Below are 26,732 nucleotides of genomic sequence, written 5' to 3'. Positions count from 1 at the left end.
TGTAGAGAAGTGCCCCATTGTTTCGCGACTTGGCCTAAGTGGACCTAGGAAACGTCTCTACACTTGTAGGAAATTTCCCAAGAACGCCCACACCTCACGCCAGGTAATCCTCCAACTGCTCCGCCAAGTGCTCCATCGACTGTTGCAAGGTATCCACGGCCGCCGTCAGCGCCGCCGCGTCCAGCCCTTGGGCCGCCGACTCAAGTGCCTCGCACGCGTGGATCAAGCCGGCGGCGCTGATAATCCGCGCACCGCCCTTGACCCGGTGGGCCAGGTCAGCGAGCCCTTGCACATCGTGCTGGGTAAACAAACGCATGAGCTTGGCCATGTCGCCGTCATTGCTCACGGCCAGGTCGCCCAGCAGGCGTTTGACCGACGCCTGGTCGCCACGGGCCAGTTGCTCCAGGCTGCTGATGTCGATGTCTTCCAACGGTGGCATGTCGGCCCGCGCGTCGGGTTGAACCACCGCCAGGGGTTTGACTTGCGCCAAGCGTGCGCTCAGGTCCTTGAGGCTGATCGGCTTGAACAGGCAGTCATCCATGCCGGCCTCGACGCAGCGCACTTTTTCTTCGGCCAAGGCATTGGCGGTAAAGCCCAGCACCAGGCCGCGATGCAAACCGCGCGCGGCCTCTTCGGCGCGAATTGCCCGCGCCAACGCATAGCCATTCATGATCGGCATATTGCAGTCGGTGATGACCACATCGAACAGTTCATTGCGCCAGGCCCGCAGGCCGTGGGCGCCGTCTTCGGCGTCGGTGACCCGGTGGCCCAGGTAACCCAGTTGCTCCGACAACAACAGCCGGTTCGCCGGATAGTCGTCGATCACCAGGATATTCAGGGCCTCGCCAGCCACCTGGGGCTCAACCTCGGCCACGGGTGCACAAGGTTCCAGGATCGGTGCATCCAAGCGCACTTCAATCTGCGTGCCCTGCCCCAACGTGCTGTCCAGGGTCAGGGTGCCGCCCATCATTTCGCACAGGGTGCGGCTGATCACCAGCCCCAGCCCCGAGCCGCCACGGGGCGCCTGGCCATGGTTGTCTGCCTGGGTAAACGGGCTGAACAGGCGTTGCTGGTCTTGTGCGGAGATACCGCGCCCACTGTCCTCCACGCGCAAGCACAGGGCCAGGCGTTCCTGCCCCGGCAAGACGTGCGCCCTGGCGACCAGGCGCACCTGGCCGGCATCGGTAAACTTGATCGCATTGCTCAGCAGGTTGGACAACACCTGCTTGAAACGCTGCGGGTCGATCAGCACCTCGGTACTGACCTGTGCCTCCAGGTCCAGCTGCAAGCGCAGTTGTTTCTGTCGGGCGAGACCATCGAACACCCGCGCCACCGACTCGATCAGTTCACGCAGGTTGGCCCGCTCCGGCGCCAGCGACAGGCGCCCGGATTCAATGCGCGCAATGTCGAGAATATCGCCAATCAGGTCCAATAAGCCCCGCGCCGCCCCTGAGGCGACCTCGATGGCCGAACGGTCGAGCACCCCCTTGTCGGCTTTTTTCATCGCCAGTTCGAGCATGCCAATCACCGCATTCATCGGCGTGCGGATCTCATGGCTCATGGTCGCCAGGAACGTGGTCTTCGCCCGGTTGGCTGCGTCAGCGTCATCCTTGGCGACTTGGAGTTCCTGCACCAAGCGCTGCCGCTCGCTGAGTTCTTCGCTCAACGCCCGCTCGGCCTCGCGCCGCTTGCCGATCAACCAGCGCAAATAGCCGATCCAGCCCAAGGCCAGTGCCAGCAATACCGCCGCGATGGCAAAGCCCTGGAGAATCGCGCTGCGATTGCGCAGCCAATAGCTGTCGTCGATGACCACCTCGTTGCGCCAGCGGTTGGTCAGCTCGTCCATTTCCTCGGGGGTGATGCTGAGCAGCGCCTTATCGAGGATCGAATACAACTCCAGCGCGCCGCGATTGGTCGCCAGGGCGATCCGCGCCGGCATCGTCCCAACGGTGCTGGTGACCTGCAAGCGATTGCGGTACTGCCGGGAGATCATGTAGCGCGCACTGATCAAGGAATTGATCGCGCCGTCCACTTCGCCCTTCGCCACCATGGCCATGGCGTCGACGGCATTTTTCGCCGGCACCAGTTGCACCTGGGGGAACTGCTCCAGCAGGTATTCACGCATCACATTGCCCTGGACCAGGGCCAGGCGCTTGCCGGCCATCTGGTCGAGGGTCTGGGGCTTGTCATCGCCGATGGGCGTGACCAGCACAAACGGGTTGGTCAGGTACGGCCGCGTGAAGCGCAAGGCATTTTCACGCTCGACACTGGGGGTAAACGCGGCCAGCATATCGGCCTTGCCGCTGGTGACCTGGTCGATCAGGTCCTGCACCGACTCGGCGCGCTGCAGATCGAATTGCAGTCCGGTGCGCAGGCTGACCTTGGCCAGCACATCGGCGCTGATGCCACGGAAGTTGCCGTCTTCATCGACAAACGTCAGCGGCAGGAAGTTTTCATTGATCGCCACCGTCACCCGTGGATGCTGCTCCATCCAGCGTTGTTCGCTGTTGCTGAAGTGCAGCGTCTGCCGACCCGGCATGCTCGCGCCCCCGGCACTCCAGCGACGCAGGATGGTCATGCGCTCCGCCGCCGGGATCGTCGTGAGCGCCGTATTGAGGATGCGCAGCAAGCGCTCGTTGCTGCGGCTGACGGCAAAGGCGAACGGCTGTACTTCCATCTGCGAGAAGTCGCTGAGCTGGACGTTGTTCAGGTAGTTCTTGTTGATCAGGTAGTTGGAACTGATGGAGTCGCCCAGGTAGACATCGGCCTGGCCGAACGCAACCGCGCCGATCGCACTCAAGGTCGACGGAAACAGTTGCACGGTCGCCTCGGGGTAAAACGCCTTGACCGCGTCCGGCGGCAGGTAGTGATAGAGCATCGCCACGTGCTTGCCCGCCAGGTCCGGCGGCAGGTTCTGGCTGTCACCGATCCGCGTGACCAATACTGGCTGGTCGTTGGCGTACTCCTGGGACAGGGCCAGCCCAGGGTCCGCGGCCTCAAAACCATTGGCCGTGCCGAGCATGTCGATCTCACCGCTTTTCAGCGCGGCTATCACCTCGGCGCGCGAGCTGTAGCGGCGCACATCGACCTGCATGTGCAGCAACTGCGCGATCAGTTGTGCATAGTCCGCGGTGATGCCCTGGTAGTCGTCACCATTGCCGGTCATGCCGAAGGGCGAGTAGTCCGGGGCCGAAGCGCCCAACACCAGCGTGCGTTTGTGGCGCAACCAGTTCCAGTCGGGCTCGTCGAGGCCGACCGAGTAATCTTCCACCGTCGAACGCCCGAGCAGGTGCAACGACTCGCTGGAGGCCAGTGCGGGCGGTGCCGCCGCCAGCGCCCCCAGCAACAGCAGGCCGGCCACGTAGGTTCCGAGAAATCGCTTCATCTAGATCAGGCTGTTGCGCTTGGCGAAATCGGCCAGGTACACCACGGACTTCACCTTGAGTTTTTCGATCAGTCGCGTCTTGTAGGTGCTGACGGTCTTGTTGCTGAGCAGCATCGAGTCACCGATTTCCTTGTTGCTCAGGCCCAGGGCCAATTGCTGCAAAATCGTCAGCTCGCGATCGGACAAGCTCTGGATCAACTCCAGGTCCGTCGCATCGGCATCACTGCGCCGCACCGAACTGGTGGCCAGATTGGGAAAGAAGGTATAGCCGCCCATCACGGCCTTGATAGCCTTGACCAGTTCGTCCAGGCCATTGGTCTTGGAGATGAATCCAGCCGCACCGGCCTTCATGCAGCGCATCGAATAGAACAGCGCCGACTGGGAGGTCAACACCAGCACTTTGGTCGGCACGCCCAGGCCGCTGATCCGCGAAATGACTTCAAGCCCGTCCAACTTGGGCATGGTGATGTCCAGCACCACCAGGTCCGGCGCATGCTCGCGCACCAGCTGCACCGCGTCGGCACCGTTGTCCGCCTCGGCGACCACTTCAAAGTGTTCCTGGTTGAGCAACATCTTGACGGAAGAGCGAATGAACGGGTGATCGTCCACAACTATCGCTTTATGCATACAGACCTCTGTAAGACAGCCGACGTACGAGCGTGCCAACGCCATGGACGGCATAAGGCCTCATCCATGAAATGCACTCGCCGAAAATACATGAGCATCGCTCAATTGTAGGAAATTTCCTAAGAATTACCGCGCCGTGCAGGGAAGTTTTCACGGCGCAATGACCGCCTTGTCCAGCCACTGCAACAAGTCCCTTCCGGTCATGGGCCGCGCCAGGTGATAACCCTGGCCAACTTCGCAGCCGAGTTCCAGCAAACCCGCGCACACCCGAGGGCTGCTGACGCCTTCGATAACCAGGGTCATGTCCAGCGAACGCACCAGAGCCCGTGTACCGGCAACCATCGAGCGATTGCGCAAACGGTCCAGGCGCTGCACGAACTTGCCATGCAGCTTGATCTGGTTGAACGGCAGTTGGCACAGCGACTTGAGCGAGGAAAACCCCAGGCCGAAATCGTCCAGTGACAAACCGCAACCCAGCAGTTTGAGGCGCAGCAGGTTCTCGCGGGTCTGTGGCGCACACACCAGTACGCCGTTTTCCGCCAGTTCGAAGGTGAGTGTCGAACCCTTGAAGCGATGACGTTCCAGGGCCTGCCGGATGTGCTCGACCAACGCTGGGCTGGCCAGTTGCGAGGCATGCAGGTTGAACGCCAGCATCAGGCTCACGCCCTGGTGACGCAGAATCCCCAGCACCCCCAAACCCTGCTCCAGCAATTGCGTGAACATCTGGTCGATCAAATCATAGGCCAGCACCGCCCCCAGGAAATCGGCCGGCAGTAATACACCGCGCGCCGGATGCTCCCAGCGCACCAGGGCTTCCACTCCGGTGACTGCCTTGCTGTGCAAGTGCAGTTGCGGTTGGAACCAGGCGCGGAACTCACCCAGGGCCAGGCCACGGCGCACCTCGTCTTCGGTGGGTAGAAGGCCACGCTCCCCCGCCTGTTTTTCCAGCACCTGTCCTGGTGGAAAGGTCATCGTCTACCCCATCACTCAACCGAACCGAGAGCCGACATAGTGGCGAGCGAGGTGGACACAGGTCGTAGCTTCTATCCGACAGGCCTGTAGGAAAATTCCGACACAAAGCCCTCAATAGTAAATCACCTGCACCACCATCACGGCTTCGAACGGCCCGACCTGCGGGTCGCCCAACGCCACGACGGAGGCGCTGAAGGGCACGTCGATGTGGCTGACGTTGGCCGCGAACACTGCCAGGGGAAACGGCTCGTTGATCGGCACCAGATTGTTGCGGGCGTCGCGTACCTGGATGCCGAACTGGCTGTCCGCCTTCGGCAATACGTTGTAAAGGCCCTGCTGATTGGCCGTCACCAGCGTGGCGCCGATGTTCAGGGCGGTGCTGCACTTTTTCTCCAGGGCCAGGCTGAACGGCTTGGTAGGGTTGGGCGGCGAGAAACCGGTGGTGGTTTTCTGGATCACGCCGAAATCCACAATGCCCGGCTCCGGGGTCACGGTGACGTCCACCGTGCACGCGGTGCCGACGATGTTCTGCAAACCACTGAGCTGGAAACGGAAGTTGCCGGTCGGGTTGCTCGGCCCACCGTTAAGGCCATACAGGCCGTCAAACTGGAACACATCGTAGGTGTCCTGTGAGGGTCGCTGCAGCGGCTGCAGCCCACGCTTGCGAATCACCACCTGGAACGCGATGCTCGGTCGGGCCAGGGAACACGGCAGCATCTCGGCATTGTTGGTCGCCCCAGGACAGCCACGGGAAACGAAACCAGTGTTCACGCCCTGGGTCGGGTTGGAACTCCAGTCGCCGTCCCAAGCGGTGACCTGCCGGTAGACCAAACCAAACTCGATACCCCACGCCGTCGCGTTGAGGCCCGCAGGATTACCGTAGAAATAGATCGGGTCATCTTCCAGGTAGTGGAGGTCGCGCAGCTTCCAGCAGTCGGCCGGCACCACATGGGTCTTCGAACGCCAGATGATCGTGCCGTCCGGCACCGTATCCGGCACCGACACCGGGCCGATGTATTCACTCAGGTAACTGCCGTCATCCAGTGACTTGCACAACAGCGCCCATGACGTCTGGGAAAACACCAGCAACAACGCCGCCAGGCACAGCCTCGGGCCCCAACCGGTCATGGCTTCACGGCCTGGCACGCGGTGGCAGTGCAGGTGAACAGCGTGTCGGTCTGCCCGCCGAAATCATTCATGTTCGACACCCGCAACTCGCTGAACCCAAGGCTGGCCAGCGGCAAACGTGCGCTGGCATGGGGTGCGATCATCACTGTTTCCACTGGCATCTTGGTTTTCTGCGGGCCCACCAGCAGGCCGACCACGGTGATGTGGAACGGCGTCGGGTTGCTCACTTGCAATTGCTTGGCCGCCGGGTCGATCACCAGGCTCAGCCCCTCGGCCATGTCGGCGCCGCGTTCACGCTTCACCGAGGCCGGGCGATAGAACAACTTGATCTTCGACTGCAAGGCGATCTGCATCGCATTGACCGCCTCGCTCTTGGGCGGGATCTCACGGATGTTGAGGTAGAACACCGATTCACGGTCCGTGGGCAGCGTGGTCTGCGGCAACTTCACAATACGCAGCACGCTGCTCTCATTCGGCTCGATACGTTGCAGCGGCGGCAGCACCATGAACGGCGTGGTGATTTTCTTGCCCTGCTCGTCCTCGATCCAGGACTGCACCACAAACGGCAGTTGCAGGTTCTTGTTGCTGACCGTGACGCTCACCGAAGTGGCGCTCTCTTCGAAAATCACGCGGGTGCGGTCCGGCACCACGGCCGCGTTGGCCAACAACGGCACACACAGCACGGCCAGGCGCGCGATACGGTTGAACATCAATCGAGACATCAGGGAACACTCCAAGTCAACGGATTAGGGGGGTCACAAACACCGCACGGGTGTCGGGATGTTGGTCACGACGTCTTCCGGCGGCAGCACCGCCAATGCACAGACATGGCTGTCGTCCCAGCGCGCCACCAGCTCGGCCCCGGCCTTGGCGCCGAGCAAATATGTGATGCCCGCCTCCCCGACGATGCCGACTTCCTTGTGGGTGTGTTTGTCCTGCACCGACGCCCCGAACGGCACCACCTGGCCATTGGCCTGGGTCAGTTCGACATAGGCGTTGTAGCCCTGGGCGGCAGCGAAGTTGACGTAGCCGATGGCGCCCTCAGTCAACGCCAGGCGCTGGATCGGGTTGGACACTTCGGTCTTGAGCGGCAGTTTTTCGATGTTCACCCGCGCCTCATAGGCCTGGAACGCCGGCAGCCCATCCATCACCGTGTAGCCGTCGCGGTTGGAGCGCGCCTGTCCGGTGAAGGCCACGTCCGGCACGCCGTCGGTCGACACCAACAACCGCGTATCGCCATTGGAGCCATTGCCATGGGCCGTGACGCCGTAGCGGGTCACCACCAACGAGCTGTCGAACTCGCCGGTCAGAGAGCGGTAGGTGCTGCCATCGGTGGTGGCCGAGGCATTGGCGCGGTAGGTGGACGCACGCTTGCCGACATAGGCATTCACGTATTTGTTGTCGCCCATGCCGCCGTACACCTGGTAGTTCATGCCTTCGCCATCGTCGTGGCTGTAGCCGACACTGGTTGACGTTGCGCCGGGGCTGGCGCGCTGCACCGTCGCGGACATCATCGAATTGCCCCCCAGCGGCACGCTCACCCCCAGGTACAGCTGGGTGTCGCGGTTCTGCGCGTTGCGGGTCTGGAACGCCGACAGGTTGACGTTGATGTTCTTCACATTGCCCACGGCAAAACTGCGCGCCAGCGACAGGCCGAAACGGTCCGAGGGCGCGGCGTCCCAATAGGTGGAATGGTCAAACGACAGGCTGGTGGACAGCCACGCAAAACGCTTGGCCAGCATCACTGAATAGCGCTGCTTGCCGGCATTCAGCGAATAGGCATCCGGATCCCCGACAAACTGCGAGAAGGTGGTGAAGGTGCGGTCGGAAAAGCGGTAGCCGAGGAAGCGCAGATCCGCGCCAATCGCATCGAAGTGCTTGGAATAGTTGATGCGGTAGGAGTTGCCCACCACGGTCTCGGCGCTGTTGCGCAGCGTGGCCCTGGAAGTGGTGACGTCGGCGGAAATCGCGCCGAACACGCCGAGGTCCTTGCCCAGGCCCACGGCATGGGAGAGGTAGTCGCTGGCCGCCAGCACGCCGCCGTAGAGTGTCCAGTCCTGGGACAGGCCATAAGCCAGTTCGGACGCAACGAAACCCGGCTCGGTGCCGCCCTTGCCGGTCAAGCGCGGCTGGCCCGCCGACACTTTGTAGCGCAATTCGCCCTTACGGGACAGGAACGGCACCGCCGCCGTGGTCACGGTAAAGGTCTGCTCGGTGCCGTCTTCCTCATGCACGGTCACGTCCAGCGTGCCCTGCACACTGCTGTTGAGGTCCTGGATGCTGAACGCGCCCGGCGTCACCGTGGTGGAATACAACACGCGGCCCTGCTGGGCCACGGTCACCCTCGCGTTGGTGCGCGCCAGGCCGCTGATCAACGGCGCATAGCCGCGTAGATTGGGCGGCAGCATGCGGTCATCGCTGCTCAGGCTCACCCCGCGCAGGGCGAAGGTGTCGAACACGTCGGAGTTGAGGTAATCCTCGCCCACCGAGAGTTTCGAGCGAATCGACGGCAGCGCGCGGTAGGCGTACAGCCGGTTGAGCTGGAACGCCTGCTCATTGCCGCGCCCGCCCTGGCTGCCGCTGTCTTGCTGGGCCTGGTAGTCGGCCCGCAGGCGCCAGGCATCGATGTTCAAACCGGCGGTGCCGTAGCTCTGCAATACCGTGGAGTTGCCGCTGGTGGTGGACTGGCGCTGGTTGGCGATCACCCGGTAATCCAGCAGCGCACCGTCCAGCCCGTCGCTCCAGGCGGCGGGCGGAATGTAGTTGGGGTCGTCATATTCAAACGACGCCTGGGGCAGGCTGATCACCAGTCGGCCAAGGTTCTGCGCGTAGTTGATCGAGGCGTTGGTGATCGCGGTGAGGTCCACGCACTGGCCATCGGCAAGGCGCGGCAGGCTTTCGAACAATTCGGGCTTGAGACCGAAGGTCGCCACCAGCGCTTCGGGCAAGCAGGCATAACTGTCCTGCGCCGAACCGCCATTGTTGAATTCAATAGAGCGTGTTCCGAAATAACGTTGGTTGACCACGATATCCACCACATAACTGCCGGGCACCGTGTAGTGCGCTTGGGTGAACTGCCCGAGGCTGACGTGATCGTCAGAATCGATATTCAAGAACTCCGAATTAAATTCCACCGCGAAGGAATAACGCGCGCAGGAAAGTAATACGCAAGACACGAAAAGTTTGCGACAGCCCACGGAAATAACCCTTTTATCAACCAGGCAACAGGCAAGAAAAAAGGGGCTCGCGCCCCTTTTTCATCACAACCGATAAAGCACTATCAGTTGTAAGCCACGGTGAAGTTGGCAACGCTGTCCGCTTCACCGGTGGTCACGGTGGCGGCGGTGGCTTCGTACATGGCGGCGAAGGTCACGGTGTTGTTGCCGTTCTGCAATACCACCGGTGCAACTTGTTCCTTACCGTTGTCGAGCATCTCGCCGGCGCTGGCCTGCAGGCGGATACCGACGTTCTGGGCCAGGCCGGTGGTGGCGAACAGGCCCGGTACCGCCGGGTCTTGCACGCCGCTGAAGGTGAAGCGCGCGTTCTGCTGGGTGGAGGTATCGCACTCGGTCAGGATGATGTCGAATTTGGTCGGCGTGGAGCGATCACCGATGGCACGGAACTGGTTCGACGGTACCTGGCCCAGGGACACGGTCTGGTCCAGGGAATTGGCGTCGATGCCGCAGGCGCCCGAAACGATTTCACCGATGAAACGCACGGTGCCTGGGTTACCGCTCGCCGGCGTGGCCGCGTTGGCGAAGGAAGCAAGGCCCATGGCAACAGCAGCGGCAGTAACAGCGACAATCTTTTTCATGAGTTCAACTCTAGGGTTAATTATGGTTAGGCCCAGAAACCCGACTTCCCAAACAGACACTACCGACACTTATCTAAATCCCCATCCCGAAGAACAGCGCGCATCCGTTAAAACACGTTAAGTGTTTTGGCTGTTCGTTCAGTTAAAGCGTCGCTAACAACCTGGCTATTGAAGAAGTTCAAACATCTCTATGGCGGGAGGAATCATGAGCGTCGGCCTTACTTGGAAATGTAAGTTCCTTCCCCGCAAACTGTAGGAATTTTCTCGACGAATAGACCTTCAGATAAAACCTCTTCCCCCATCAAGGCGCTTTGCAGATTGCCTCCATCACCCGGTAGCCATCCACCGGCGCGGTCTTGCTGATATCCAACTCGACGGTGCAACGCTGCGCAGCTTTCTCGCCCCACTTCATGCTGTAGACCTTGCCCTCGTCGACGGCGATCAGCACCTGCCCGGCCTGCCCGACCACGCCTGCGCTCACGCCCTTGTCGTCGAGCACCGTGGTGCCGAACGGCGGCAGCGAACCGTCCTGCAAGCGCACACTGAGCACGACTTTTTCTGAGCGACGCGCGGCAAACGTCGCCTTGACCACTGCGCCACGGCGCGGCACCACGTTGGTCACGCCGTCGTCGATGTCGACGCTGGTGTCCAGTTCGCCAGTGTCCAGGGCCACGCGGTTCTTGCGATACGGCGTCACGTAGGGCACCAGCGCATAGCCCTTCTGGTTGGTGAGGGTGCCGGGAGCATTGAGCACGCCGACATTGGGCGTGTCCTTGATTTCCACCAGGGCCACGGTTTCGCTGAGCGCCTGACCAAACTCCACGCCATCGCCATGGGCCAGCACCGAACCCGATGCACTCACCGAGGCCTGCCGGTAGCCGCTGCCCACGCTGACACCTGCGCCCAGCTGGGCATAGGGTGCACGGTAACCCACCAGGGCCGAGCCATTGTTGCCGGCCAGGTCCGAGCGGTTGGCGTTGACGTTGTACGTCAGGTTGCCGTCGTTGCCGCTGAGGCCGGCACGCTGGTCCAGGCTGCCGTCATTGTTGCGGGTGACCGAGTAAGTAGCCGTGCTGCGCGTCTGGCCGATGGGCATCGACACGGTGAACACCACCTGGTTGTTCTCGCCGTAGTTGTCGGTGAGGGTCTTGCTGGCATACACGCCGTAGGTCACGCCTTTGTGCTGGGTGTTGAAGCCCAATTGCATCTGCTGGTCCTGGCGCGAAGACCCCCAATAATGCTGCTGGCTCATGTTGAGGTAGAACGAGCCACGGCTGCCCAGGGCCTGATTGACACTGGCCTCGACCTTGCTGCGCTTGGACAGGCCGAAATAGTCGTTGGGGTCCTGCAGGCGCACGGCCTCCTCGAAGTCACGGTAGCCCTCGGTGGAATAGCGATACCCGGCAAAACGCACCGAAGTGCCCGTCTCGAAGGCCTTGCCATAACGCACGCTCACGCTCTGGCCTTTTTGCTGGCCGCCCTGCACCTGGGGCACATCCGCCTGGGCCTGGGAGACATCCACCGACACCGCCCCCAGGCTGCCCAGGCTCTTGCCGACGCCCACCACCCCGGCGCGGTAGAAATCCGCGCCCAGCAGGCCGCCATACAGCGTCAGGTCAAAAGGCAGGCCGTAGGCCAACGATGCCTGGGCAAATGCGGGGCGCTGGCCACCGTCCACAGCGTTGTATTCACCCAGGGTCATGCTGTAGCGCCAGGTTTTTTCCCGCAGCATATTGCCCAAGGTGGCGTAAGGCTGGGTGAAGCGGCGCTCGCGGCCGTCGGCCTCGGTGATGATGATTTCCAGGTCGCCGCTGCCCGAGGCGGCGTTGAGGTCATCGATCTCGAACGCGCCGGGGGCCACGTAGGTGGTATAGAGGGAAAATCCGTTCTGGCGCACTTCAACCTTGGCCTGGCTTTCGGCAATGCCACGGATGATCGGCGCGTAACCCTGCATCGAGTCCGGCAACATGCCCATGTCCGACGCCACCTGCACGCCACGGAACGGGATGCTGTCGAACACATCCCCCGGCGTGAAACTCTCGCCCAGGGTCAGGGTGCCCTTGAGTGCGGTGAGGTCGCGTTGCGCGTAGGTGTTGCTGCGCTGCCAATCCTGCTGGCCCTCCTCATCCTGGCGGAATGAAGAGCTGCTGCGAAAACGCCAGTCGCCCAGATTGAAACCGCCATTGGCATACAGGTTGTACTGGCTGCCGCTGCCGCGCCTGTCAGACTGGGTCTGCGCTGCGGAAAACTGATAGTTGAGCATCGCCGCGTTAATGCCACGGTCCCAGTCTTGAGGCGCGACATAACCGGCCGCATCCCGGCGCAGGGCGATCTGCGGCACGCTGATATCGAGGGCCAGGTGGTTGGCGTCGAAACTCACCGACGCGCCCTCGACCATGGCCGCCAGGTCAATGCATGCCGGCAACGCGTCACCCGGCACCTGGAACGCCTCCAGCTTTACACCCAGCTCCTTGAGAAACGCCTCGGACAGACAAACCCGTACTTCACCGCTGGCTTCATCCTTGGCGAAGGTCATGTCGCGCCGATCGAAAAAGCTCTGGTTCAGGCGAATCACCACCGGGTAGGTGCCCGGGCCAATGCTGCCGCTGTTGGCGATGGCGTCCAGGTCCAGGTTCGGCCCGGCGCTGGTGCCGCCAAAGGACTGCATGAAACTGGCATCAAACTTCGCCGGCTCTTCGGCAAACGCCACGCCGCCCATCAACGCGGCCAGCACGGCGGCGGACAAGCGCAAAGGCGTGAAGGGCACGGTCAGGCAGTCAAGGTTCAAGGCATAGGTTCGCATGGCAGCACTCAATACGAGGCCATCACGCTGCGGCGGCAACGTGTGGTCAGGTTCGCAAGGGAATGGACGACAGCGTCAGGGGGCGCTGGTGATGGCGACTTTGCTCGGCTCGCTGTAGCCGCCGAAATCATTGATGGCGGAGAACATCACCTCGCCGGTGCGGGCGGTGAACCCCGGTAGTGCGTAGCGCTGGCGGCTCATGGGGGCGACCATTTTCGGCTCGTCCACCTCGACGGTCTGCCCGCCGCCCATGGCCTTCACGCCAATGAACGACACGTGGAAGGCCGACGGGTTGTTCACCTCCAGCAGGGTCCTGCCCTGTTCCTGCACCAGGCTCCAGCGCAGTTGCGGCAGTGCATCCAGCGTATTGCCCTTGAGGCCGGCCGGGCGGTAGAACAGTTTGATGCGGGTGCGCATGGCGATCTTCAGGGTGTTCTCGTCGGCCTTGGCGGCCACCGGAATTTCCTGGGCATTGAAATAGAACACCGACTCGCGGTCCTCGGGCAGCGCGCCCGGCACTTTCTGGATGCGCACCATCTGCTCTTTGTGCGGGTCCAGGCGAAACAGCGGCGGCGTGGCCACGAAGGGGGTCGGCGTGGTGTTGTCATCCGCCTCGGTGTTGACCCAGGTCTGCACCGCATAGGGCTGTGCGGTGGTGTTGCCAACGGTGATAGAGGCGTCGCGCTTGTTGCCGTCGAACACGATACGCGTACCGCCGAGCATCACACCGGCCTGGCTGATGCCGCTGAGCAGCAGCAATGCAAGTAGCGCCGTGCTTTTGAAAGGGGTGGTATTGAAAGACGTGGTTTTGAAAGGGGTCGCAAAACGTTTCATCTCGATCCTCCTCTTGGCGCCCCAACCCAAGTGGGCCGGGGCGTTGCACAGGGCTTACTGGTAGTCGACGGTGAACGCCGCCTTGGCGTTGGCCGGGCCCGCCGTGGCCGCGCCGGTGGCGATGTAGTTGGCGGTAAAGCGCAGCGGCTGGGTGAGGTCCAGGTACGGCGAGGACTCCAGGCCCACTTGCACGTCCTTGCCGGTGGCATCCTTGATCTGCACGGCGACGTTGGTGGCCACACCGGCTTCCGGCGACAGGCCGATCCACTGGCCGCTGGCACCGGCGTTGCCGCTCAGGGACAGGAACTTCACCACGGCTTTCTTGCCGGTCACGCTGCAGCCTGGGGCGGTGGTGTCGATGGTCAGGGTGAACGCGCCACCGCCTGCCACTTGGCCGGCCGACGCCAGGGACGTCACGGGCACGCTGCCCAGGCCCACATCACCGGCGCCGGCCGAACCGTTGAGGTCCTCGACTACCACCGGGCAGGTGTTGTCGGTGACGCTGCCGATGAAGTTGATTTCGCCGTCGGCCGCCAGTGCCGCCTGCGAAGTACCTGCCAGAACCAGGGCGAGGGTCAAACCTTTGAGAGCAAACTTTTTCATGATCACATCCACAGTTATGAAGGAATGTCTGGTGGCCGAATGAAGGCCTTCAGACTCGGCGACGTGGCGGCCCAGGTAAGGGCCAGCGCGTTTCGTCTGGGTTCATTATCGAAAGATGGGCAGTACGGCTATGTAGGAAACGTCGCCTCGCTTGTAGGAAAATTCCCACAAAAAAGTTCCGGACATTCACCCAAAAAAACCACGCCACAGGCTCGATGAACCAGTGGCGTGGTGGGTATTGCGCTGGGAAAGCTCAGCGATAGGTCACGGAAAAGCTCGCGTAGCCATTCGCTGAACCCGGCGTGGGCGTTGGCCCGTCGGCGGTCTGGATATACCGCGCCTTGAGCGGCACCGTGGTGGTGCCATTGACGATCTGCGTGAGCCGCACCGGTTGGCCCAGGTTCATCGGCGTGTTGTCGTTGCGCAGCACCTGGATGGCCACGCCTTGGGCCGTGGAATCGCTCGACAGGCTCAAGATGCCGTTGGCCGCGTCGAGGATGTTCGAGGTCTTGTTGCCATCGATCTGGATATTGGCGTAGTTGCCATTGAAATAGCCGTTGGTGTTGCTCGGATAGTTACTGCCGGCGATGCAGGAATTGAGCGTGATCGCAAACGGCTGGGCCGGCGTGGTGGAGTTTTTACCGTTGAACACGCGCTTTTCCCAGGTGCCCATGGGCACCGTGATCTGGTCACCCGGCGCCGTCGGCATCGAGCAACCGGCCACCGTCACCGTGGCGGTGAACGTCAGGTCGAAGATATGACCACGGTCCGAATCGCCCCTGGCCACCAGTTGATTGATGGTGTGGGTGCCGGGGGCAATGTCGCCGGTCTTGATCAATGCATAGCGCATCAGCGCGCCACTCATGCCACTGAGGGCGTAGGAAATATTCAGGTTGAGTTCGAACGGGACAAACCGGCTCGGGTTGTCCGCCTGCCCCTGCCACGGGGTCGCAAAGCCGGTCATGTAGATAGCCAGACCGACGCCCGGCACATTGGTCTGCAACAGCGAACTGGCCGGCACCCGTACCACGTCCACCGGGATATTCGTGGCCAGCGGGCCGATCAGCGTGGTGGCGTAGCGCGCGACCAGGCCACACACCAGGCGATCATTGAACGACACCGTGCGTATCGGCGCGTTGTTGTTGAGGGTGGTGCCGATGGGCACGTCACGTGGGGCGAACACCGTGCCGGCGGCGAGTGTGAGTTGCTTGGGCGTGCCGTTGTTCGATTCCCAGGTACAGGCCGCCATGGCTGGCGCCGCCGCCAGCGCGAGCGCCGATACCGCGAAACAGTACGCGAGGGTTGATCTGATGTTCATGTGTGAAGCCCTGATGAAAGCGACTGCCTGCCAGGGGTGTCGCCTGTTGATCGAGGCCCGGCCCACAAGCCGGATGAGCCACGATTATCGGCACTGGACATCACCTAACCCGTAGCTTCCTTCCCGCCAAGCTGTAGGAAATTTCCCACGCAAAACCTCACACCAAATCGTTACGCCGGGCAAATTCCGCCAGGTACACCACCGACTTGACGTTGAGTTTTTCGATCAGGCGGGTCTTGTAGGTGCTGACGGTCTTGTTGCTGATCCGCAGCGCCTCACCGATCTGCTTGTTGCTCAGGCCCAGGGACAACTGCTGCAAGATGCTCAGCTCACGCTCGGACAACCGCGCAATCAACTCGCCGTCCGTGCTTTGCACATCCACGCGCCGCACCGCGTGAGTGGCCAGGTCGGGGAAAAAGGTATAGCCGTCCATCAGCGTCTTCACCCCTTTCACCAGTTCCTCCAACGCATCGCACTTGGACACAAACCCCGCCGCACCGGCCTTGCGGCAGCGGGTGGCATAGCACTGCGCCGATTGCGCGGTCAGCACCAGCACCTTGCATGGAGGGTTAAGGCGGGTCAGTTGGGCAATCACATCCAGGCCCTCCTGGTCGGGCAGCATGATTTCCAGGATCACCAGATCAGGCGCCCGCTCGCTCGCCCATTGCACCGCCTGCGCGCCGTTGTCGGTTTCACCCACAGCGCCGAACCCTTGCCCGGCCAGCAACGCTTTGACCGATGCGCGGATAAACGGGTGCTCATCCACCACTAACGCGCGATACATACCGCCTCCTTTCCCCTGGGGTTGCCATCCCTTGCGGCTCAGAAGGCCGAAGGGGATGAATGATCAAGGGAAGGAACAACGGGATAGTTAGGTTTCATCCTTCTGATTCGTAGGATTTTTCCCAGCAACCCCCTAAACCGTCGGCGGGAAGCGGTATTCCATGTGGGTGGTCTGCCAGAGAGGGTCCGCTTCGATGTCGATGACGCTGAAGCCTTGGCGCACCCAGAAATCGATGGCACCCGGCAGGAAGGGATGCGTGTGCAGGTAGAGCGCATCGACCCCGTTCTGTCTGGCCAAGGCCTTCAACGCTTGATACAGCTCACCGGCCAATCCGCCACGCCGAAACGCCGGAAGCACGAACAGGCGTACCACCTCTACCGTCTTGATCGCATGAAAATCCAACTGAGGAAATCGCTGGTCGTAGGGCAGATAGCCAATAGCGGCAACGATTGCGCCACTATGGCGGGCGATCAGGAATTGGCCGTCGCCCTGCAGGTAGGTGGATTCAAAGTTCGCCAGGTCGGCAGGCACGCCGGCTGCGCTGAGCTTGGGAAACAGCTCGGCGCGGGCCTGTAAAGTAAAGGCCAGCACCTCGGGGATGTCGGCGCGGGTGACGGCCTGGATGATCACTGGCGCAGTTCACACACCGCGTTGCCCTTCATGCCCGACGCATGCACGCTCACATGACGCACGCGGAAGCCCGGCTTCTGGACGAGCTTCTTTTCTTCCCATACCCCAGCGTTTTCGACTTGATAGCCGATAGCCCCATCCGTCTGCCAGGACAGGCGCAGCGTATACACGCCGTTTTGATCGGGAGCGCGATGGAAAAACATGTCGATCACCGGCACTGCCTTGTTGAAGGTGCGCACCTGGAACAAGCGCAGGTCATTGTCAGTGGGCGTGTAACTGGAAAGAAACAACGTATCGTCTTCGGCCGCATCCTCGGCGGCCGCAAGGATGACCGAAGGCACCCACTTCTCGCCACGGTCCTGGGTGTCGGTGGTCACCTTGCACGTCAACTGGCCCTTGCCCGTAACGTCCTGGCGCCAGGCGGTCTCGAAGTAGCCGTAGGGCACGTCGAAACGCAGGGTTTTCTCGGTGACTTGCTCACAGCCGGCCAGCAGGCAAAGCGCCGATAGACCGATGAATCCTTGAAGAACCTTCACGTGCTGTCCTTGGCTTGAATGGGGGGAGCGCAAGGTTACCCGGACGAAGGGAGATTGAGTACTCCCCCACCGACGCGTTGACTGATCCACCGGCGGCTGTAGGCAAGCACACTTGCCCCCATCGCCACCGGAAAATGAATAAACCCATGGGCCGCCTCCGGCAGCAAATGCGCCTCCGCCCCCGGCCATCGCTCGGCTATCAGCAGCGTGTCATCCTTCAACGGATCCAGCTCACCCACGAACATCAACGCCGGCGGCAAGCCGTCGAAGTCGCCATACAAGGGTGACAACGGCGGCTGGCGTCGCGCGTCGTCGCTCAACCCCGGCGTGAGCAGGCGCAGTGCTTCGACCATGCCCGGCCCGTCCAGCAACAACGTGTCGGGCCCCGCCGCGCGCACGCTGGGTGTGCCGGTCAAGTCGTAGACGCCGTAATACAACACCGCCCCACTCACCCGCTGGAGCAGCGTTGGCCATTGCTTCAACGCCAGCAAGGTCGCCGCCGCCAGGTGCCCGCCGGCCGATTCGCCGACGACGATCACCGGCAGGCCGGCAAACTCCTCAGTGGTGAGCAGCCACCGCGCCGACGCCAGGCAGTCGTCCATCAGCCCTTCGACCGGCGTGTCGACCGCCAGCCGATAATCCACCGACACCACCGCCACGTCGCAGGCGTTGACCAGGCCCAGGTTGAGGTCGTCATCCATCTGCGCATTGCCGATCACCCAGCCGCCACCGTGGATATCCAGCACCACGCCCTTGGGCTTGCCGCTGGGGCGCAGGATGCGCACGGGGACTGAATCGACGTAGTGGGTTTGCGCCGGAGGCGCTCGCTTGATTTTTTGACTGGCCCGCAACAGCGCCTGGATCAAACGCGGCGTGACGCGATTACGGATCTTGAAGCGCGGCATCCAGGCGAGCTTTTGGTTGAAGCGCCGCATCTCGGCCCGTTCGGGCTCGCTGGCGGGCCAGGCTTTAACGGCCATCAGCGGTTATTCCGCAGGATCGAGAAGTTCAGCGCCGCCGCCACACACAGCCACGCCAGGTACGGGAACAGGATCAAGCCGGTGATCAGGTCCAACTGCACCGCCAGCACCACCATCGTCGCCACGGTCAGCCACAACACCGCCAGAATCACCATCCCGGCGAGGATGCGATGGGCGCCGAAAAACACCGGCGTCCACAAGGTGTTCAACGCAATCTGCGCCGCCCACAGCGCCAACACGGTTTGGCTGCCCGGAATCAGGCTGAGGCGGTAACCGGCCCAGGCCAGCAGCAGGTAGATAATCGTCCACGCCACCGGGAACAGCCAATTGGGCGGCGTGAAGCTGGGCTTGACCAGGGATTCATACCAGGCACCCGGTTTGAAGAGCATGCCGGTACTGGCAGCGGCGGCGCAGGCGAGCAGGAAGATGAAGAAGGTCATAGTCGGTCCTTGGCTGGGCATTTCAAGCTTGGACGTGCAGGACGCGGGTAAAAGTTCACCGCCATTCAGGGTTCCACTATTTCCAGCCAAGGCCAGCGCGCCTGATAACTGCGGGCTTTCTGCTTGAACAACTCAGGTTCCGGATGCAGTGGGTTGATGCGCAGCACGCCCTGCGCCACGTCCTCCAGCCCATACGGTGCATACAACTCGCCCGTCGCAACCTCCAAGCCGATGCACGTACCCGCCACCAGGTAACGATCAATCCCCTGTTTGGCCGTGTGCAACTGCGGATAAGGCCGCCCAAAGCGCTCGCCATACCACAGGTGCACCCGCGCCTGGTTCTTCACCTCGACATTGACGCCCAGGTCCTCGAACAACCGCTCGGCCGCCCGGATGACCACGTCTTCGGCCTCGTAGGACAGGTCCGTATCAAAGTAGAAAACGTCGTAGTCCTTGACGCCCTGGGCCGCGGGCAAATTCGACTGATGATTCCACACCGCCTGGAACAGGCAGCCCGCCGTGAGAAAGCACTGGTCTACCCCGAGGTCAGGCAGGCGCGCAGTGATTTCGGCGTTGATGGGGTTGGCCATGGCCAGGCTGAGCAAATCGTCGACGGTCAATGTCATGGGCGTTCCTTTCTATCGGGCCAGCGTCAGGCCCCTACTGTAGCGCACCCTCATGACAAGGTTTCTTCGCTATTTTTGCCAGCGGTTGGAATATTCCCCCCACCCCGAACGTTCTGAATTCAACTCGCGCCCTCCTGCGAAGGGGCGCTCGGTACATTGAACGAGCGGGGAATCATCATGGCGATTGTATTGTCGGGACATGGCTTGGCCTGCGGGGACGGGTTCCCGCCTTTTGCACTGCCGAGGGGTTTTACGCTGTATTTCTGGACCGCCGACGGCATTCCCATCCGCGATAACGTGGCGGGCCGGATCGAAGCCGACCCCGCGTCGATGAACCCGCGCCTGGCCCCTAACGTCGTGTCCCGAGGCGGGCTGGTGAAGGATTACTGGTTGCTGGACTCCACCAACCCGCCGCTGACGATCAACCCCACGCCGCCGCCTCACACGCAGTTGATCGCCGGCGCCGGTGACGTCTGGCGGTTGAGCGAGATCATGGCGTCCTATGAAGCCAAGGGCTGGGGCGACATCAATAACCCCACACCGGTGCATTGGTGCGCCTGCCGCAGCAACTTGCCGGCGCCCGCTTGGCAACAGTCGCTGAGGCCGTTTAATCCGGACCCGAAAAAACCTGCCTGGCGCTAACGCCTAGCCCTTCAATTCAGTTGCCCGATTGCTCGCCGCGTCGTCGTAGGCCACATACAGCGACTCGGCGATCTGGCTTTTGATGGCTTTGGTCGACTCCAGCCCCAGCACAAACCCTTCGGCCTTGCCGCCGGCACGGTTGAGTTCTTCGTGCGTGGAAGCGCCGGTGATGGCATCGAGAAGCTTGGTGGCGTGAGGACCGACGCCTTTAGGGAGGGAGATTTGGTCGATGGACATGGGCGATACCTTGCAAGAGGGAGATCGGTAGCGCGTGGAACCACTGCCGGGAGGGCATGGTAGACCTGTTTACGCAGATGTCCCAATCCCACGCATCAACCGGCCCGATCCCGCGCGCCAAAAAAAATCACTCACCGCATGCTGGCTCCGGCATGCCAGCGTCGCTGACGTGCAGCAGCCCTTAAGACCGACCCACAATAACAAAGAGGTTCTTATGCCCGTGCTCCCGCGCTTCAAGCGCCGCGCCCTACCCGTGTTGATGGGCGCCGCAACTTTCGCGCTGTCGCTGTCCGCCTGCGCGTCCCCGCCCTACCCCCATGCCCAGGAACAGATTGGCGACGTGCAGGCCATCTACGACGGCAAACTCAGCCCCGAACTGGCGGTGACCACCTTCCGCAATACCGACCGCTTGTTCCCAGTGCGCACCATCAAGGCCGGCGGCCATCCGTTCCCGCTGCCGCGCAGCAACCAGCCATTGGCTCCGGTGGCCTTCGACTTCAAAGGCAAGCACTACAGCCTCGACGACTACGTGACGACCAACCGCGTCACCGGGCTGCTGGTGCTCAAGGACGGCAAGATCGTCGACGAGCGCTACGCCCACGGCAACACCGCCGAGACCCGCTGGATGTCGATGTCGGTGGCCAAATCCGTCACCTCCACCCTGGTGGGCGCGGCCCTGCAGGACGGCTCGATCAAAAGCCTGGACGACAAAGTCACCCACTACCTGCCCGCCCTGGCCGGCAGCGCCTACGACCAAGTCACCGTGCGGCAGATATTGGCCATGCGCTCCGGGGTCAAGTGGAACGAAAAATACACCGACCCCACCTCCGACGAACGCCACCTGATCCAACTGCGCAGCGAGCAGGTGACCGGCTCCCTGCTCAAGTTCATGGCCACCCTCTCCACTGCCGCGCCGCCGGGCACCCGCACCAACTACAGCACCGGCGAAACCCAAGTGCTTGGCCAACTGGTCAGCGCCGCCGTGGGCAAGCCCCTCACCCAATACCTCAGCGAAAAAATCTGGGCGCCCTATGGCATGCAGACCGACGCCAAATGGTGGCTCGATGGCGCCAACGGCAACGAAGTCGGCGGCAGCGGCATCAGCGCCACTCTGGAAGACTACGGCCGCTTCGGCCAATTCGTACTCAGCGGCGGCAAGGCCGGTGGCAAGCAAGTGTTGCCGGAAGGTTGGTTGAGCTTCGCCAGCGCGGTCACCGGTTCAGATGGCGCCTACGGCGAGTTCGCCTCCATGTGGTGGCCCGGCTGGACCGACGCGTCCAAGGCCGACAAAGCCTTCACCGCCGCCGGCACCTTTGGCCAGTACGTCTACATCAACCCCACCAAAAACGTGGTGATCGTGGTGTGGCAGGCCCAGACCCAACCCACTGGCGGCAAGGTGATCGACGACATGGTCGCGTTCGACGCAATCGCCAAAGTGCTGCCGTAACTGAACAAGGGGCGGGCCATTCTGACGCTGGCCCGCCCCCTTGATCACCGCCCCAACACCCCTTTTACAAACTCCACAAAACTGCGCACCTTCGGCGTCACCTGCCGACCCGCCGTGTACAGCAAGTTCATCGGCAACACCGGCACGTTGTAGTCCGGCAACAACGCCACCAACGTGCCCTTGCGCAGCGCGTCGTTCACCAACTCCTGGGGCAACAACACCACGCCCAGCCCGGCCACTGCCGCCGAGAGCAGCGGGTCGCCCTGATTAATCGTCAATCGGCTTGTAATCGGCACCTCCACCCGCCCCTCCGGCCCGTCGAACTGCAAGTGCGAGCGCCCATCCGAATAGGCAAACGCCAGGCACTCATGCTCCTGCAAATCCCAAGGGCTGCTGAGGGCGGGCCGCCGCGCCAGATAGGCCGGCGCCGCGCACAACACCATCTGATACGGCTTGAGGGGCAAGGCGGTCAGGCCGCTGTCGGCCAGCTCGCCGATGCGAAACACCACGTCGTAGCCGTCTTCCACCAGGTCGATCAGCTCGTTGGACAAGGTCAGGTCCACCGACACCTGCGGGTACTTGACCATATATTCCAGCAAACGCGGCGCCAGGGTGCTCACGCCAAAGGTGACCGGCGCATTGATGCGCAAGCGCCCACTGGGCACGCCACGGGTGACGGCGGCCATTTCTTCGGCGGCGTCCATGTCCGCCAGAATCAGCTTGGCGCGTTGATAAAACGTGCGCCCAAAATCCGTCAGGCTCTGCTTGCGCGTGGTGCGGTTGAGCAGCGACACACCCAGGTGCTGCTCCAGCATCTTCACCTGCTTGCCGATCAACTGCGGCGACAGGTTCAACTCATCCGCCACCGCACTGAACGAGCCCAGTTCCACGGCTTTGACGAAAGTGGCCATCAAGGTAAGGCGATCCATTGGAAACCCGTTGTTTCTAGTGTTGCGCCATCCTAGGCCTTTATCCCACGCCTTCCCAAGCCTAAATTGAACGTCTTATCGATCAACATTGAGGCTCCCCCATGCCACGCATTGTCCGACTCCACGCCTACGGCGACGCCAGCGTCTTGAAACTCGAAGACATCGACGTGCCCGCCCCCGCCGCCGATGAAGTGCAAATCGACGTCAAAGCCTTCGGCCTCAACCGCGCCGAAGTGATGTTCCGCAACCACGCCTACCTGCAAGAAGCCGAATTCCCCAGCCGCCTGGGCTACGAAGCCGCCGGCGTAGTCACCGCCATCGGCGCCAACGTCAGCGACCTCCAAGTGGGCGACGCCGTCAGCGTCATCCCACCGCTGGACATCGCCCGTTGGGGCACCTACGGCGAAGTCGCCAACGTGCCCGCCCACCTCACCGTCAAACACCCACAAAACCTCAGCTTCGTCCAAGCCGCCGCCTCCTGGATGCAATACGTCACCGCCTGGGGCGCCCTGGTCGAACAAGCCAAACTCACCACCGGCGACTTTGTACTGGTGACCGCCGCCTCCAGCAGCGTCGGCCTCGCCGCCTTCCAGATCGCCCGCAGCGTCGGCGCCACCGCCATTGCCGTCACCCGCACCCGCGCCAAACAACAGGCTCTGCTTGATGCCGGCGCCCACCACGTCATCGTCAGTGATGAAGAAGACCTGGTGCAGCGCGTGATGCAACTCACCGACGGCAAAGGCGCCCGCGTGGTCTTCGACCCCATCGGCGGGCCGGGCTTTGAAGCCCTCACCCAAAGCATGGCCCAGGGCGGGATCTTGCTGGAGTACGGCGCGTTGAGTGCCGAGCCGACGCCGTTTCCGTTGTTTACCGTGTTGGGCAAATGTTTGACGCTCAAGGGGTATTTGTACGCCGAGATCGTCGGTGATCCGGCTGCGTTGGAACGGGCTAAAGCGTTCATCTTGGACGGGCTGGCGTCGGGCGCGTTGGCACCGGTGATTGCGAAGACGTTTGGGTTGGATGAGGTGCAGGAGGCGCATCGGTATTTGGAGGCGAACCAGCAAGTGGGCAAGGTGGTGGTGACGGTGTGAGGGCGGTGTCCTAGGACATTTCCCAAAGCTGGGCAGTGGGTTGCCCAATTGCCTACGCCTGCGTCAGAATCCGCCGGCTTGTGCGCTGGGGTGGTGGAATCTATGGTTGCGCGGTCGCTGAATTTTTCGGTGATCGGGTTTAGTAGCCTGATGGTTTATCCAGACAAAGTGCACAAGCTTCAATCAGTCAGACGACTCCGTCTGCACTTGATGGTGGCTGTGCGCAGGGCGCCTCCGGGCGCGCCGGCTTTCGTTTGGATTCCCCGGTCTACTAACCTGCGTACAGCTGCCTCCCTTTTGTTTAGTAGCTGAGGGGTGGTGGCCTAAAAACAGGAATGCAAACATGTTTGAAGGTTCACAAGGTTCGAATGAGCTCTTTTACGTCGCTCCAGACGCCAGTAACGAAATCCTCATTACCAACAGCTACGAAACCTTTTCCTCAGTCAGCACGCTCTTGCTTGATCTTTCAGAAGACCTGAGTGGAAAACACCGTGATATCGCCTTGGCAATTTACCAATTGAGTGAATTGGGTGTGCTGCTCACAGAGAAGCTGTTAGATCGTGAGGCGTCTAGCATCGGCTGACTGCTAGCCATCCAGAGTGCTAGCTCGTTTGGTTGCCAAGTAGCCATTCGAGAAAAGGGACGGATTAGTTAAATCAAAAAATAAATCCGTCCCTCTTTCCCACTCACCGAAGCTAACGGCAAGGGTATCGCTAGAAGCAATAGAGTTTAAGTAGCCTTGAATCCTGGCTTACCATTAGCGGCTCGCCACTCCTTCACTATTTTTAAAACACCTGCCGGGCTATCTTCTACACCTTCAGAAGGATAAAAAATCAAACCATTACCTTGTGGATGTTCCGTTAGCCTAACGAAGGCAGCGATTAACTTATCATGCTCTGCTTCGGAGGCCACATCTATCGCCCAGATTTTATTAAGAAAATCGAGAAATTCGGTTTCTGTATACTCTTCAAATTTGTTTTTGAGTTCCATTTACTCTCCTTTCTTAAATTTATGCACAGCGTCATGTTATTCTGGAGTAACTGCACGCAATTCATCTATATCGCAAAGCGAGAAAAGGGACGGATTAGTTAAATCGAAAAGATAAATCCGCCCCTCTTCCCCCCTCACCGAAGCTAACAGCAAGGGCATCATTAGAAGCAATCGAGCTTAAGCAGTTTTGAATCCAGGCTTACCGTTCGCTGCGCGCCACTCTTTAACTTTTTTCGTTATGACCTCAGGCGTACTTTCCGCATCCGACGGAGCATAATAAATCAAATCAGATCCGTCTGGATGCTCTGTTAACGCCTCAAACTCCAAAACAGCGTCAACTTGATCCTTTTCGGTGGCGTACTCAGAATCACAGATTTTTTTAACAAATAGCAAAAATTCAGATTCCGTGTACTCTTCTATTTTCTTAATACCCATATTACTTACCCTCTTGATGTATTGAGCCATGCTGCTTTGGAGTAACCACCCAAATATTATCAATATCGACAAGGGGAGACCGACAAGAGGGACAGATTTATTTTTTTCTAGAAATAAATCTGTCCCTCTTTTCGCTTGGGGCACCTACGGCGAAGTCGCCAACGTGCCCGCCCACCTCACCGTCAAACACCCGCACAACCTCAGCTTCCTCCAAGCCGCCGCCTCGTGGATGCAATACGTTACCGCCTGGGGCGCCCTGGTCGAACAAGCCAAACTCACCACAGGCGACTTCGTACTGGTGACCGCCGCCTCCAGCAGCGTCGGCTCCACCGCCATCGCCGTCACCCGCACCCGCGCCAAACAACAGGCCCTGCTCGATGCCGGTGCCCACCACGTCATCGTCAGCGATGAAGAAAACCTGGTGGAACGCGTGATGCAACTCACCGACGGCCAAGGCGCCCGCGTGGTGTTCGACCCCATCGGCGGGCCGGGCTTTGAAGCCCTCACCCAGAACATGGCCCAATGCGGGATCTTGCTGGAATACGGCGCGTTGAGTGCCGAGCCGACGCCGTTTCCGCTGTTTACCGTGTTGGGTAAATGTTTGACGCTCAAGGGGTATTTGTACGCCGAGATCGTCGCTGATCCGGCTGCGTTGGCGCGGGCCAAGGCGTTTATTTTGGACGGGCTGGCGTCGGGCGCATTGGCGCCGGTGATTGCGAAAACATTTGGGTTGGATGAGGTGCAGGAGGCACACCGGTATTTGGAGGCGAACCAGCAAGTGGGCAAGGTGGTGGTGACGGTGTGAGGGCGGTGTCCTAGGACATTTCCCAAAGCTGGGCAGTGGGTTGCCCAATTGCCTACGCCTGCGTCAGAATCCGCCGGCTTGTGCGCTGGGGTGGTGGAATCTAAGGTTGCGCGGTCGCTGAATTTTTCGGTGATCGGGTTTAGTAGCCCGGATCGGTTATCTAAATGTGCATGAGCGTCATCAATCAGACATCGCGTCTGTGCTTGATGGCAGCTGTGCGCAGGGCGCCTCCGGGCGCGCCGGCTTTAGATATCCACCGGTCTACTAACCTGCGTACAGTTGCCACCCACTCGTTTAGTAGCGGGGAGGTGGTGGCATAAGCCAGGGTATCTTTTATGTCTAACGCCGCACCCGATTCAACCGCTCTCTTCTGCGTTACTCCAGACGCGAGCAATGAAGCTCTCATTACCAATAGCTACGAGACGTTCGCATCGGTCAGTACCCTTTTGCTCGACCTTTCCGACGATCTGAGTGGCAAGCACCGCGACATTGCGCTGGCGATTCACCAATTGAGTGAATTGGGCTTGTTACTCTCCGCCAAACTGCTTGACCGTGAAGCTCTTTCCTCAGGTTGATTGCTAACAAACCCATTCCTGAGCCCAATTGATCACCGAGTGGATGTATACGATATATGACCACTCAGTGATCTGGGATACCGATTTTGAAAATGCCAAAA

26 protein-coding genes and 1 pseudogene are annotated in these 26,732 nt (G+C 61.1%); 6 read left to right on the top strand and 21 right to left on the bottom strand.

Annotated features, from left to right (window positions below):
* Window positions 1-94: 94 nt before the first annotated feature.
* The 17 genes from ACP7BX_RS12590 to ACP7BX_RS12510 form a co-directional block, all read right to left on the bottom strand.
* Window positions 95-3,385: a transporter substrate-binding domain-containing protein gene (locus tag ACP7BX_RS12590; protein ID WP_426126785.1), complete on the bottom strand. Its 3,291-nt coding sequence runs from the start codon at window positions 3,383-3,385 to the stop codon at window positions 95-97.
* Window positions 3,386-4,012 carry a response regulator transcription factor gene (locus tag ACP7BX_RS12585; protein ID WP_033897124.1) on the bottom strand — a complete coding sequence of 209 codons (627 nt, stop codon included), beginning with the start codon at window positions 4,010-4,012 and terminating at the stop codon, window positions 3,386-3,388. It abuts the gene before it with no gap.
* Between the two features lie 150 nt (window positions 4,013-4,162).
* Window positions 4,163-4,984, bottom strand: coding sequence for an EAL domain-containing protein (locus ACP7BX_RS12580; RefSeq protein ID WP_426126783.1), 822 nt, complete (start codon window positions 4,982-4,984; stop codon window positions 4,163-4,165).
* 111 nt (window positions 4,985-5,095) lie between these two features.
* Window positions 5,096-6,112 (bottom strand): fimbrial protein, encoded by a 1,017-nt coding sequence (locus ACP7BX_RS12575; protein WP_426126781.1) that lies wholly within the window; start codon window positions 6,110-6,112, stop codon window positions 5,096-5,098.
* Window positions 6,109-6,834, bottom strand: a complete 726-nt coding sequence (locus ACP7BX_RS12570) for a fimbrial biogenesis chaperone (protein WP_038843411.1) — start codon at window positions 6,832-6,834, stop codon at window positions 6,109-6,111. Before ACP7BX_RS12570 ends, ACP7BX_RS12575 begins: the two co-directional genes overlap by 4 nt.
* Window positions 6,835-6,867: 33 nt before the next feature.
* Entirely contained in the window at window positions 6,868-9,246 is a 2,379-nt protein-coding gene (locus ACP7BX_RS12565; RefSeq protein WP_426126779.1) for a fimbria/pilus outer membrane usher protein, read from the bottom strand.
* A gap of 146 nt (window positions 9,247-9,392) precedes the next feature.
* A complete protein-coding gene (locus ACP7BX_RS12560) occupies window positions 9,393-9,926 on the bottom strand; it encodes a fimbrial protein (protein WP_426126777.1) in 534 nt (177 codons plus the stop codon).
* Between the two features lie 301 nt (window positions 9,927-10,227).
* Window positions 10,228-12,729 (bottom strand): fimbria/pilus outer membrane usher protein, encoded by a 2,502-nt coding sequence (locus ACP7BX_RS12555; protein ID WP_426126775.1) that lies wholly within the window; start codon window positions 12,727-12,729, stop codon window positions 10,228-10,230.
* 75 nt (window positions 12,730-12,804) lie between these two features.
* Window positions 12,805-13,563, bottom strand: a complete 759-nt coding sequence (locus tag ACP7BX_RS12550) for a fimbrial biogenesis chaperone (RefSeq protein WP_426126773.1) — start codon at window positions 13,561-13,563, stop codon at window positions 12,805-12,807.
* Between the two features lie 54 nt (window positions 13,564-13,617).
* The gene (locus ACP7BX_RS12545; protein WP_061449092.1) at window positions 13,618-14,166 is read right to left on the bottom strand and encodes a fimbrial protein; all 549 of its coding nucleotides are present in this window, start codon (window positions 14,164-14,166) and stop codon (window positions 13,618-13,620) included.
* 253 nt (window positions 14,167-14,419) lie between these two features.
* Window positions 14,420-15,484 carry a fimbrial protein gene (locus ACP7BX_RS12540; RefSeq protein WP_426126771.1) on the bottom strand — a complete coding sequence of 355 codons (1,065 nt, stop codon included), beginning with the start codon at window positions 15,482-15,484 and terminating at the stop codon, window positions 14,420-14,422.
* A 157-nt stretch (window positions 15,485-15,641) separates the two neighbouring features.
* Window positions 15,642-16,268 carry a response regulator transcription factor gene (locus ACP7BX_RS12535; protein ID WP_269131411.1) on the bottom strand — a complete coding sequence of 209 codons (627 nt, stop codon included), beginning with the start codon at window positions 16,266-16,268 and terminating at the stop codon, window positions 15,642-15,644.
* 132 nt (window positions 16,269-16,400) lie between these two features.
* Window positions 16,401-16,898, bottom strand: coding sequence for a GNAT family N-acetyltransferase (locus tag ACP7BX_RS12530; RefSeq protein WP_426126768.1), 498 nt, complete (start codon window positions 16,896-16,898; stop codon window positions 16,401-16,403).
* Window positions 16,895-17,434, bottom strand: a complete 540-nt coding sequence (locus tag ACP7BX_RS12525; RefSeq protein WP_426126766.1) for a hypothetical protein — start codon at window positions 17,432-17,434, stop codon at window positions 16,895-16,897. Before ACP7BX_RS12525 ends, ACP7BX_RS12530 begins: the two co-directional genes overlap by 4 nt.
* Before the next feature lie 35 nt (window positions 17,435-17,469).
* Window positions 17,470-18,414 carry an alpha/beta hydrolase fold domain-containing protein gene (locus tag ACP7BX_RS12520; RefSeq protein WP_426126764.1) on the bottom strand — a complete coding sequence of 315 codons (945 nt, stop codon included), beginning with the start codon at window positions 18,412-18,414 and terminating at the stop codon, window positions 17,470-17,472.
* Entirely contained in the window at window positions 18,414-18,854 is a 441-nt protein-coding gene (gene tspO, locus ACP7BX_RS12515; protein ID WP_033897135.1) for a tryptophan-rich sensory protein TspO, read from the bottom strand. Before tspO ends, ACP7BX_RS12520 begins: the two co-directional genes overlap by 1 nt.
* A 65-nt stretch (window positions 18,855-18,919) precedes the next feature.
* Window positions 18,920-19,480 carry a nucleotidyltransferase family protein gene (locus ACP7BX_RS12510; RefSeq protein ID WP_269131415.1) on the bottom strand — a complete coding sequence of 187 codons (561 nt, stop codon included), beginning with the start codon at window positions 19,478-19,480 and terminating at the stop codon, window positions 18,920-18,922.
* A gap of 177 nt (window positions 19,481-19,657) precedes the next feature.
* Between ACP7BX_RS12510 and ACP7BX_RS12505 the strand changes: the two genes are divergently transcribed.
* Window positions 19,658-20,122: a putative adhesin gene (locus ACP7BX_RS12505; RefSeq protein WP_061449098.1), complete on the top strand. Its 465-nt coding sequence runs from the start codon at window positions 19,658-19,660 to the stop codon at window positions 20,120-20,122.
* A 3-nt stretch (window positions 20,123-20,125) separates the two neighbouring features.
* Here ACP7BX_RS12505 and ACP7BX_RS12500 read toward each other — a convergent pair whose 3' ends face one another.
* Window positions 20,126-20,359: a hypothetical protein gene (locus ACP7BX_RS12500; protein ID WP_061449099.1), complete on the bottom strand. Its 234-nt coding sequence runs from the start codon at window positions 20,357-20,359 to the stop codon at window positions 20,126-20,128.
* A 214-nt stretch (window positions 20,360-20,573) separates the two neighbouring features.
* Between ACP7BX_RS12500 and ACP7BX_RS12495 the strand changes: the two genes are divergently transcribed.
* A complete protein-coding gene (locus ACP7BX_RS12495) occupies window positions 20,574-21,806 on the top strand; it encodes a serine hydrolase domain-containing protein (protein ID WP_426126761.1) in 1,233 nt (410 codons plus the stop codon).
* A 44-nt stretch (window positions 21,807-21,850) separates the two neighbouring features.
* Here ACP7BX_RS12495 and ACP7BX_RS12490 read toward each other — a convergent pair whose 3' ends face one another.
* Window positions 21,851-22,735, bottom strand: a complete 885-nt coding sequence (locus ACP7BX_RS12490; protein ID WP_426126759.1) for a LysR family transcriptional regulator — start codon at window positions 22,733-22,735, stop codon at window positions 21,851-21,853.
* A 101-nt stretch (window positions 22,736-22,836) separates the two neighbouring features.
* Here ACP7BX_RS12490 and ACP7BX_RS12485 point away from each other — a divergent pair, with 101 nt between their 5' ends.
* Window positions 22,837-23,826 carry a zinc-dependent alcohol dehydrogenase family protein gene (locus tag ACP7BX_RS12485; RefSeq protein ID WP_426126757.1) on the top strand — a complete coding sequence of 330 codons (990 nt, stop codon included), beginning with the start codon at window positions 22,837-22,839 and terminating at the stop codon, window positions 23,824-23,826.
* Between the two features lie 343 nt (window positions 23,827-24,169).
* Window positions 24,170-24,409: a DUF6124 family protein gene (locus ACP7BX_RS12480; RefSeq protein WP_178953508.1), complete on the top strand. Its 240-nt coding sequence runs from the start codon at window positions 24,170-24,172 to the stop codon at window positions 24,407-24,409.
* A 146-nt stretch (window positions 24,410-24,555) separates the two neighbouring features.
* Here ACP7BX_RS12480 and ACP7BX_RS12475 read toward each other — a convergent pair whose 3' ends face one another.
* Together ACP7BX_RS12475 and ACP7BX_RS12470 are read right to left on the bottom strand one after the other, a co-directional pair.
* Entirely contained in the window at window positions 24,556-24,816 is a 261-nt protein-coding gene (locus tag ACP7BX_RS12475) for a bacteriocin immunity protein (protein ID WP_178953510.1), read from the bottom strand.
* 177 nt (window positions 24,817-24,993) lie between these two features.
* Window positions 24,994-25,251, bottom strand: coding sequence for a bacteriocin immunity protein (locus ACP7BX_RS12470; RefSeq protein WP_426126755.1), 258 nt, complete (start codon window positions 25,249-25,251; stop codon window positions 24,994-24,996).
* Window positions 25,252-25,387: 136 nt separating this feature from the next.
* Between ACP7BX_RS12470 and ACP7BX_RS12465 the strand changes: the two are divergent.
* Together ACP7BX_RS12465 and ACP7BX_RS12460 are read left to right on the top strand one after the other, a co-directional pair.
* Window positions 25,388-26,056: pseudogene (locus tag ACP7BX_RS12465) on the top strand (zinc-dependent alcohol dehydrogenase family protein); the annotation flags it as partial.
* A 335-nt stretch (window positions 26,057-26,391) separates the two neighbouring features.
* Complete coding sequence (locus ACP7BX_RS12460; RefSeq protein WP_426126753.1) at window positions 26,392-26,631, top strand: DUF6124 family protein; 240 nt, start codon at window positions 26,392-26,394, stop codon at window positions 26,629-26,631.
* The last annotated feature ends 101 nt before the right edge of the window (window positions 26,632-26,732 follow it).

The sequence above is a fragment of the Pseudomonas sp. DWP3-1-3b3 genome, from assembly GCF_049896305.1.
GTDB classification, from domain to species: Bacteria; Pseudomonadota; Gammaproteobacteria; order Pseudomonadales; family Pseudomonadaceae; genus Aquipseudomonas; species Aquipseudomonas azotoformans_A.
The sequence above is the reverse complement of the archived record's forward strand: the minus strand, read 5'-3'. Positions and strand labels throughout refer to the sequence as shown.

What these genes read in the sequence shown, in the direction of transcription:
- ACP7BX_RS12520 (WP_426126764.1), bottom strand. Translation starts at nt 18,414, where the DNA reads ATGGCCGTTAAAGCCTGGCCCGCCAGCGAGCCCGAACGGGCCGAGATG.
- ACP7BX_RS12560 (WP_426126777.1), bottom strand. Translation starts at nt 9,926, where the DNA reads ATGAAAAAGATTGTCGCTGTTACTGCCGCTGCTGTTGCCATGGGCCTT.
- ACP7BX_RS12540 (WP_426126771.1), bottom strand. Translation starts at nt 15,484, where the DNA reads ATGAACATCAGATCAACCCTCGCGTACTGTTTCGCGGTATCGGCGCTC.
- ACP7BX_RS12545 (WP_061449092.1), bottom strand. Translation starts at nt 14,166, where the DNA reads ATGAAAAAGTTTGCTCTCAAAGGTTTGACCCTCGCCCTGGTTCTGGCA.
- tspO (WP_033897135.1), bottom strand. Translation starts at nt 18,854, where the DNA reads ATGACCTTCTTCATCTTCCTGCTCGCCTGCGCCGCCGCTGCCAGTACC.
- ACP7BX_RS12535 (WP_269131411.1), bottom strand. Translation starts at nt 16,268, where the DNA reads ATGTATCGCGCGTTAGTGGTGGATGAGCACCCGTTTATCCGCGCATCG.
- ACP7BX_RS12555 (WP_426126775.1), bottom strand. Translation starts at nt 12,729, where the DNA reads ATGCGAACCTATGCCTTGAACCTTGACTGCCTGACCGTGCCCTTCACG.
- ACP7BX_RS12500 (WP_061449099.1), bottom strand. Translation starts at nt 20,359, where the DNA reads ATGTCCATCGACCAAATCTCCCTCCCTAAAGGCGTCGGTCCTCACGCC.
- ACP7BX_RS12470 (WP_426126755.1), bottom strand. Translation starts at nt 25,251, where the DNA reads ATGGGTATTAAGAAAATAGAAGAGTACACGGAATCTGAATTTTTGCTA.
- ACP7BX_RS12475 (WP_178953510.1), bottom strand. Translation starts at nt 24,816, where the DNA reads ATGGAACTCAAAAACAAATTTGAAGAGTATACAGAAACCGAATTTCTC.
- ACP7BX_RS12590 (WP_426126785.1), bottom strand. Translation starts at nt 3,385, where the DNA reads ATGAAGCGATTTCTCGGAACCTACGTGGCCGGCCTGCTGTTGCTGGGG.
- ACP7BX_RS12550 (WP_426126773.1), bottom strand. Translation starts at nt 13,563, where the DNA reads ATGAAACGTTTTGCGACCCCTTTCAAAACCACGTCTTTCAATACCACC.
- ACP7BX_RS12460 (WP_426126753.1), top strand. Translation starts at nt 26,392, where the DNA reads ATGTCTAACGCCGCACCCGATTCAACCGCTCTCTTCTGCGTTACTCCA.
- ACP7BX_RS12580 (WP_426126783.1), bottom strand. Translation starts at nt 4,984, where the DNA reads ATGACCTTTCCACCAGGACAGGTGCTGGAAAAACAGGCGGGGGAGCGT.
- ACP7BX_RS12505 (WP_061449098.1), top strand. Translation starts at nt 19,658, where the DNA reads ATGGCGATTGTATTGTCGGGACATGGCTTGGCCTGCGGGGACGGGTTC.
- ACP7BX_RS12585 (WP_033897124.1), bottom strand. Translation starts at nt 4,012, where the DNA reads ATGCATAAAGCGATAGTTGTGGACGATCACCCGTTCATTCGCTCTTCC.
- ACP7BX_RS12510 (WP_269131415.1), bottom strand. Translation starts at nt 19,480, where the DNA reads ATGACATTGACCGTCGACGATTTGCTCAGCCTGGCCATGGCCAACCCC.
- ACP7BX_RS12575 (WP_426126781.1), bottom strand. Translation starts at nt 6,112, where the DNA reads ATGACCGGTTGGGGCCCGAGGCTGTGCCTGGCGGCGTTGTTGCTGGTG.
- ACP7BX_RS12495 (WP_426126761.1), top strand. Translation starts at nt 20,574, where the DNA reads ATGCCCGTGCTCCCGCGCTTCAAGCGCCGCGCCCTACCCGTGTTGATG.
- ACP7BX_RS12485 (WP_426126757.1), top strand. Translation starts at nt 22,837, where the DNA reads ATGCCACGCATTGTCCGACTCCACGCCTACGGCGACGCCAGCGTCTTG.
- ACP7BX_RS12480 (WP_178953508.1), top strand. Translation starts at nt 24,170, where the DNA reads ATGTTTGAAGGTTCACAAGGTTCGAATGAGCTCTTTTACGTCGCTCCA.
- ACP7BX_RS12490 (WP_426126759.1), bottom strand. Translation starts at nt 22,735, where the DNA reads ATGGATCGCCTTACCTTGATGGCCACTTTCGTCAAAGCCGTGGAACTG.
- ACP7BX_RS12570 (WP_038843411.1), bottom strand. Translation starts at nt 6,834, where the DNA reads ATGTCTCGATTGATGTTCAACCGTATCGCGCGCCTGGCCGTGCTGTGT.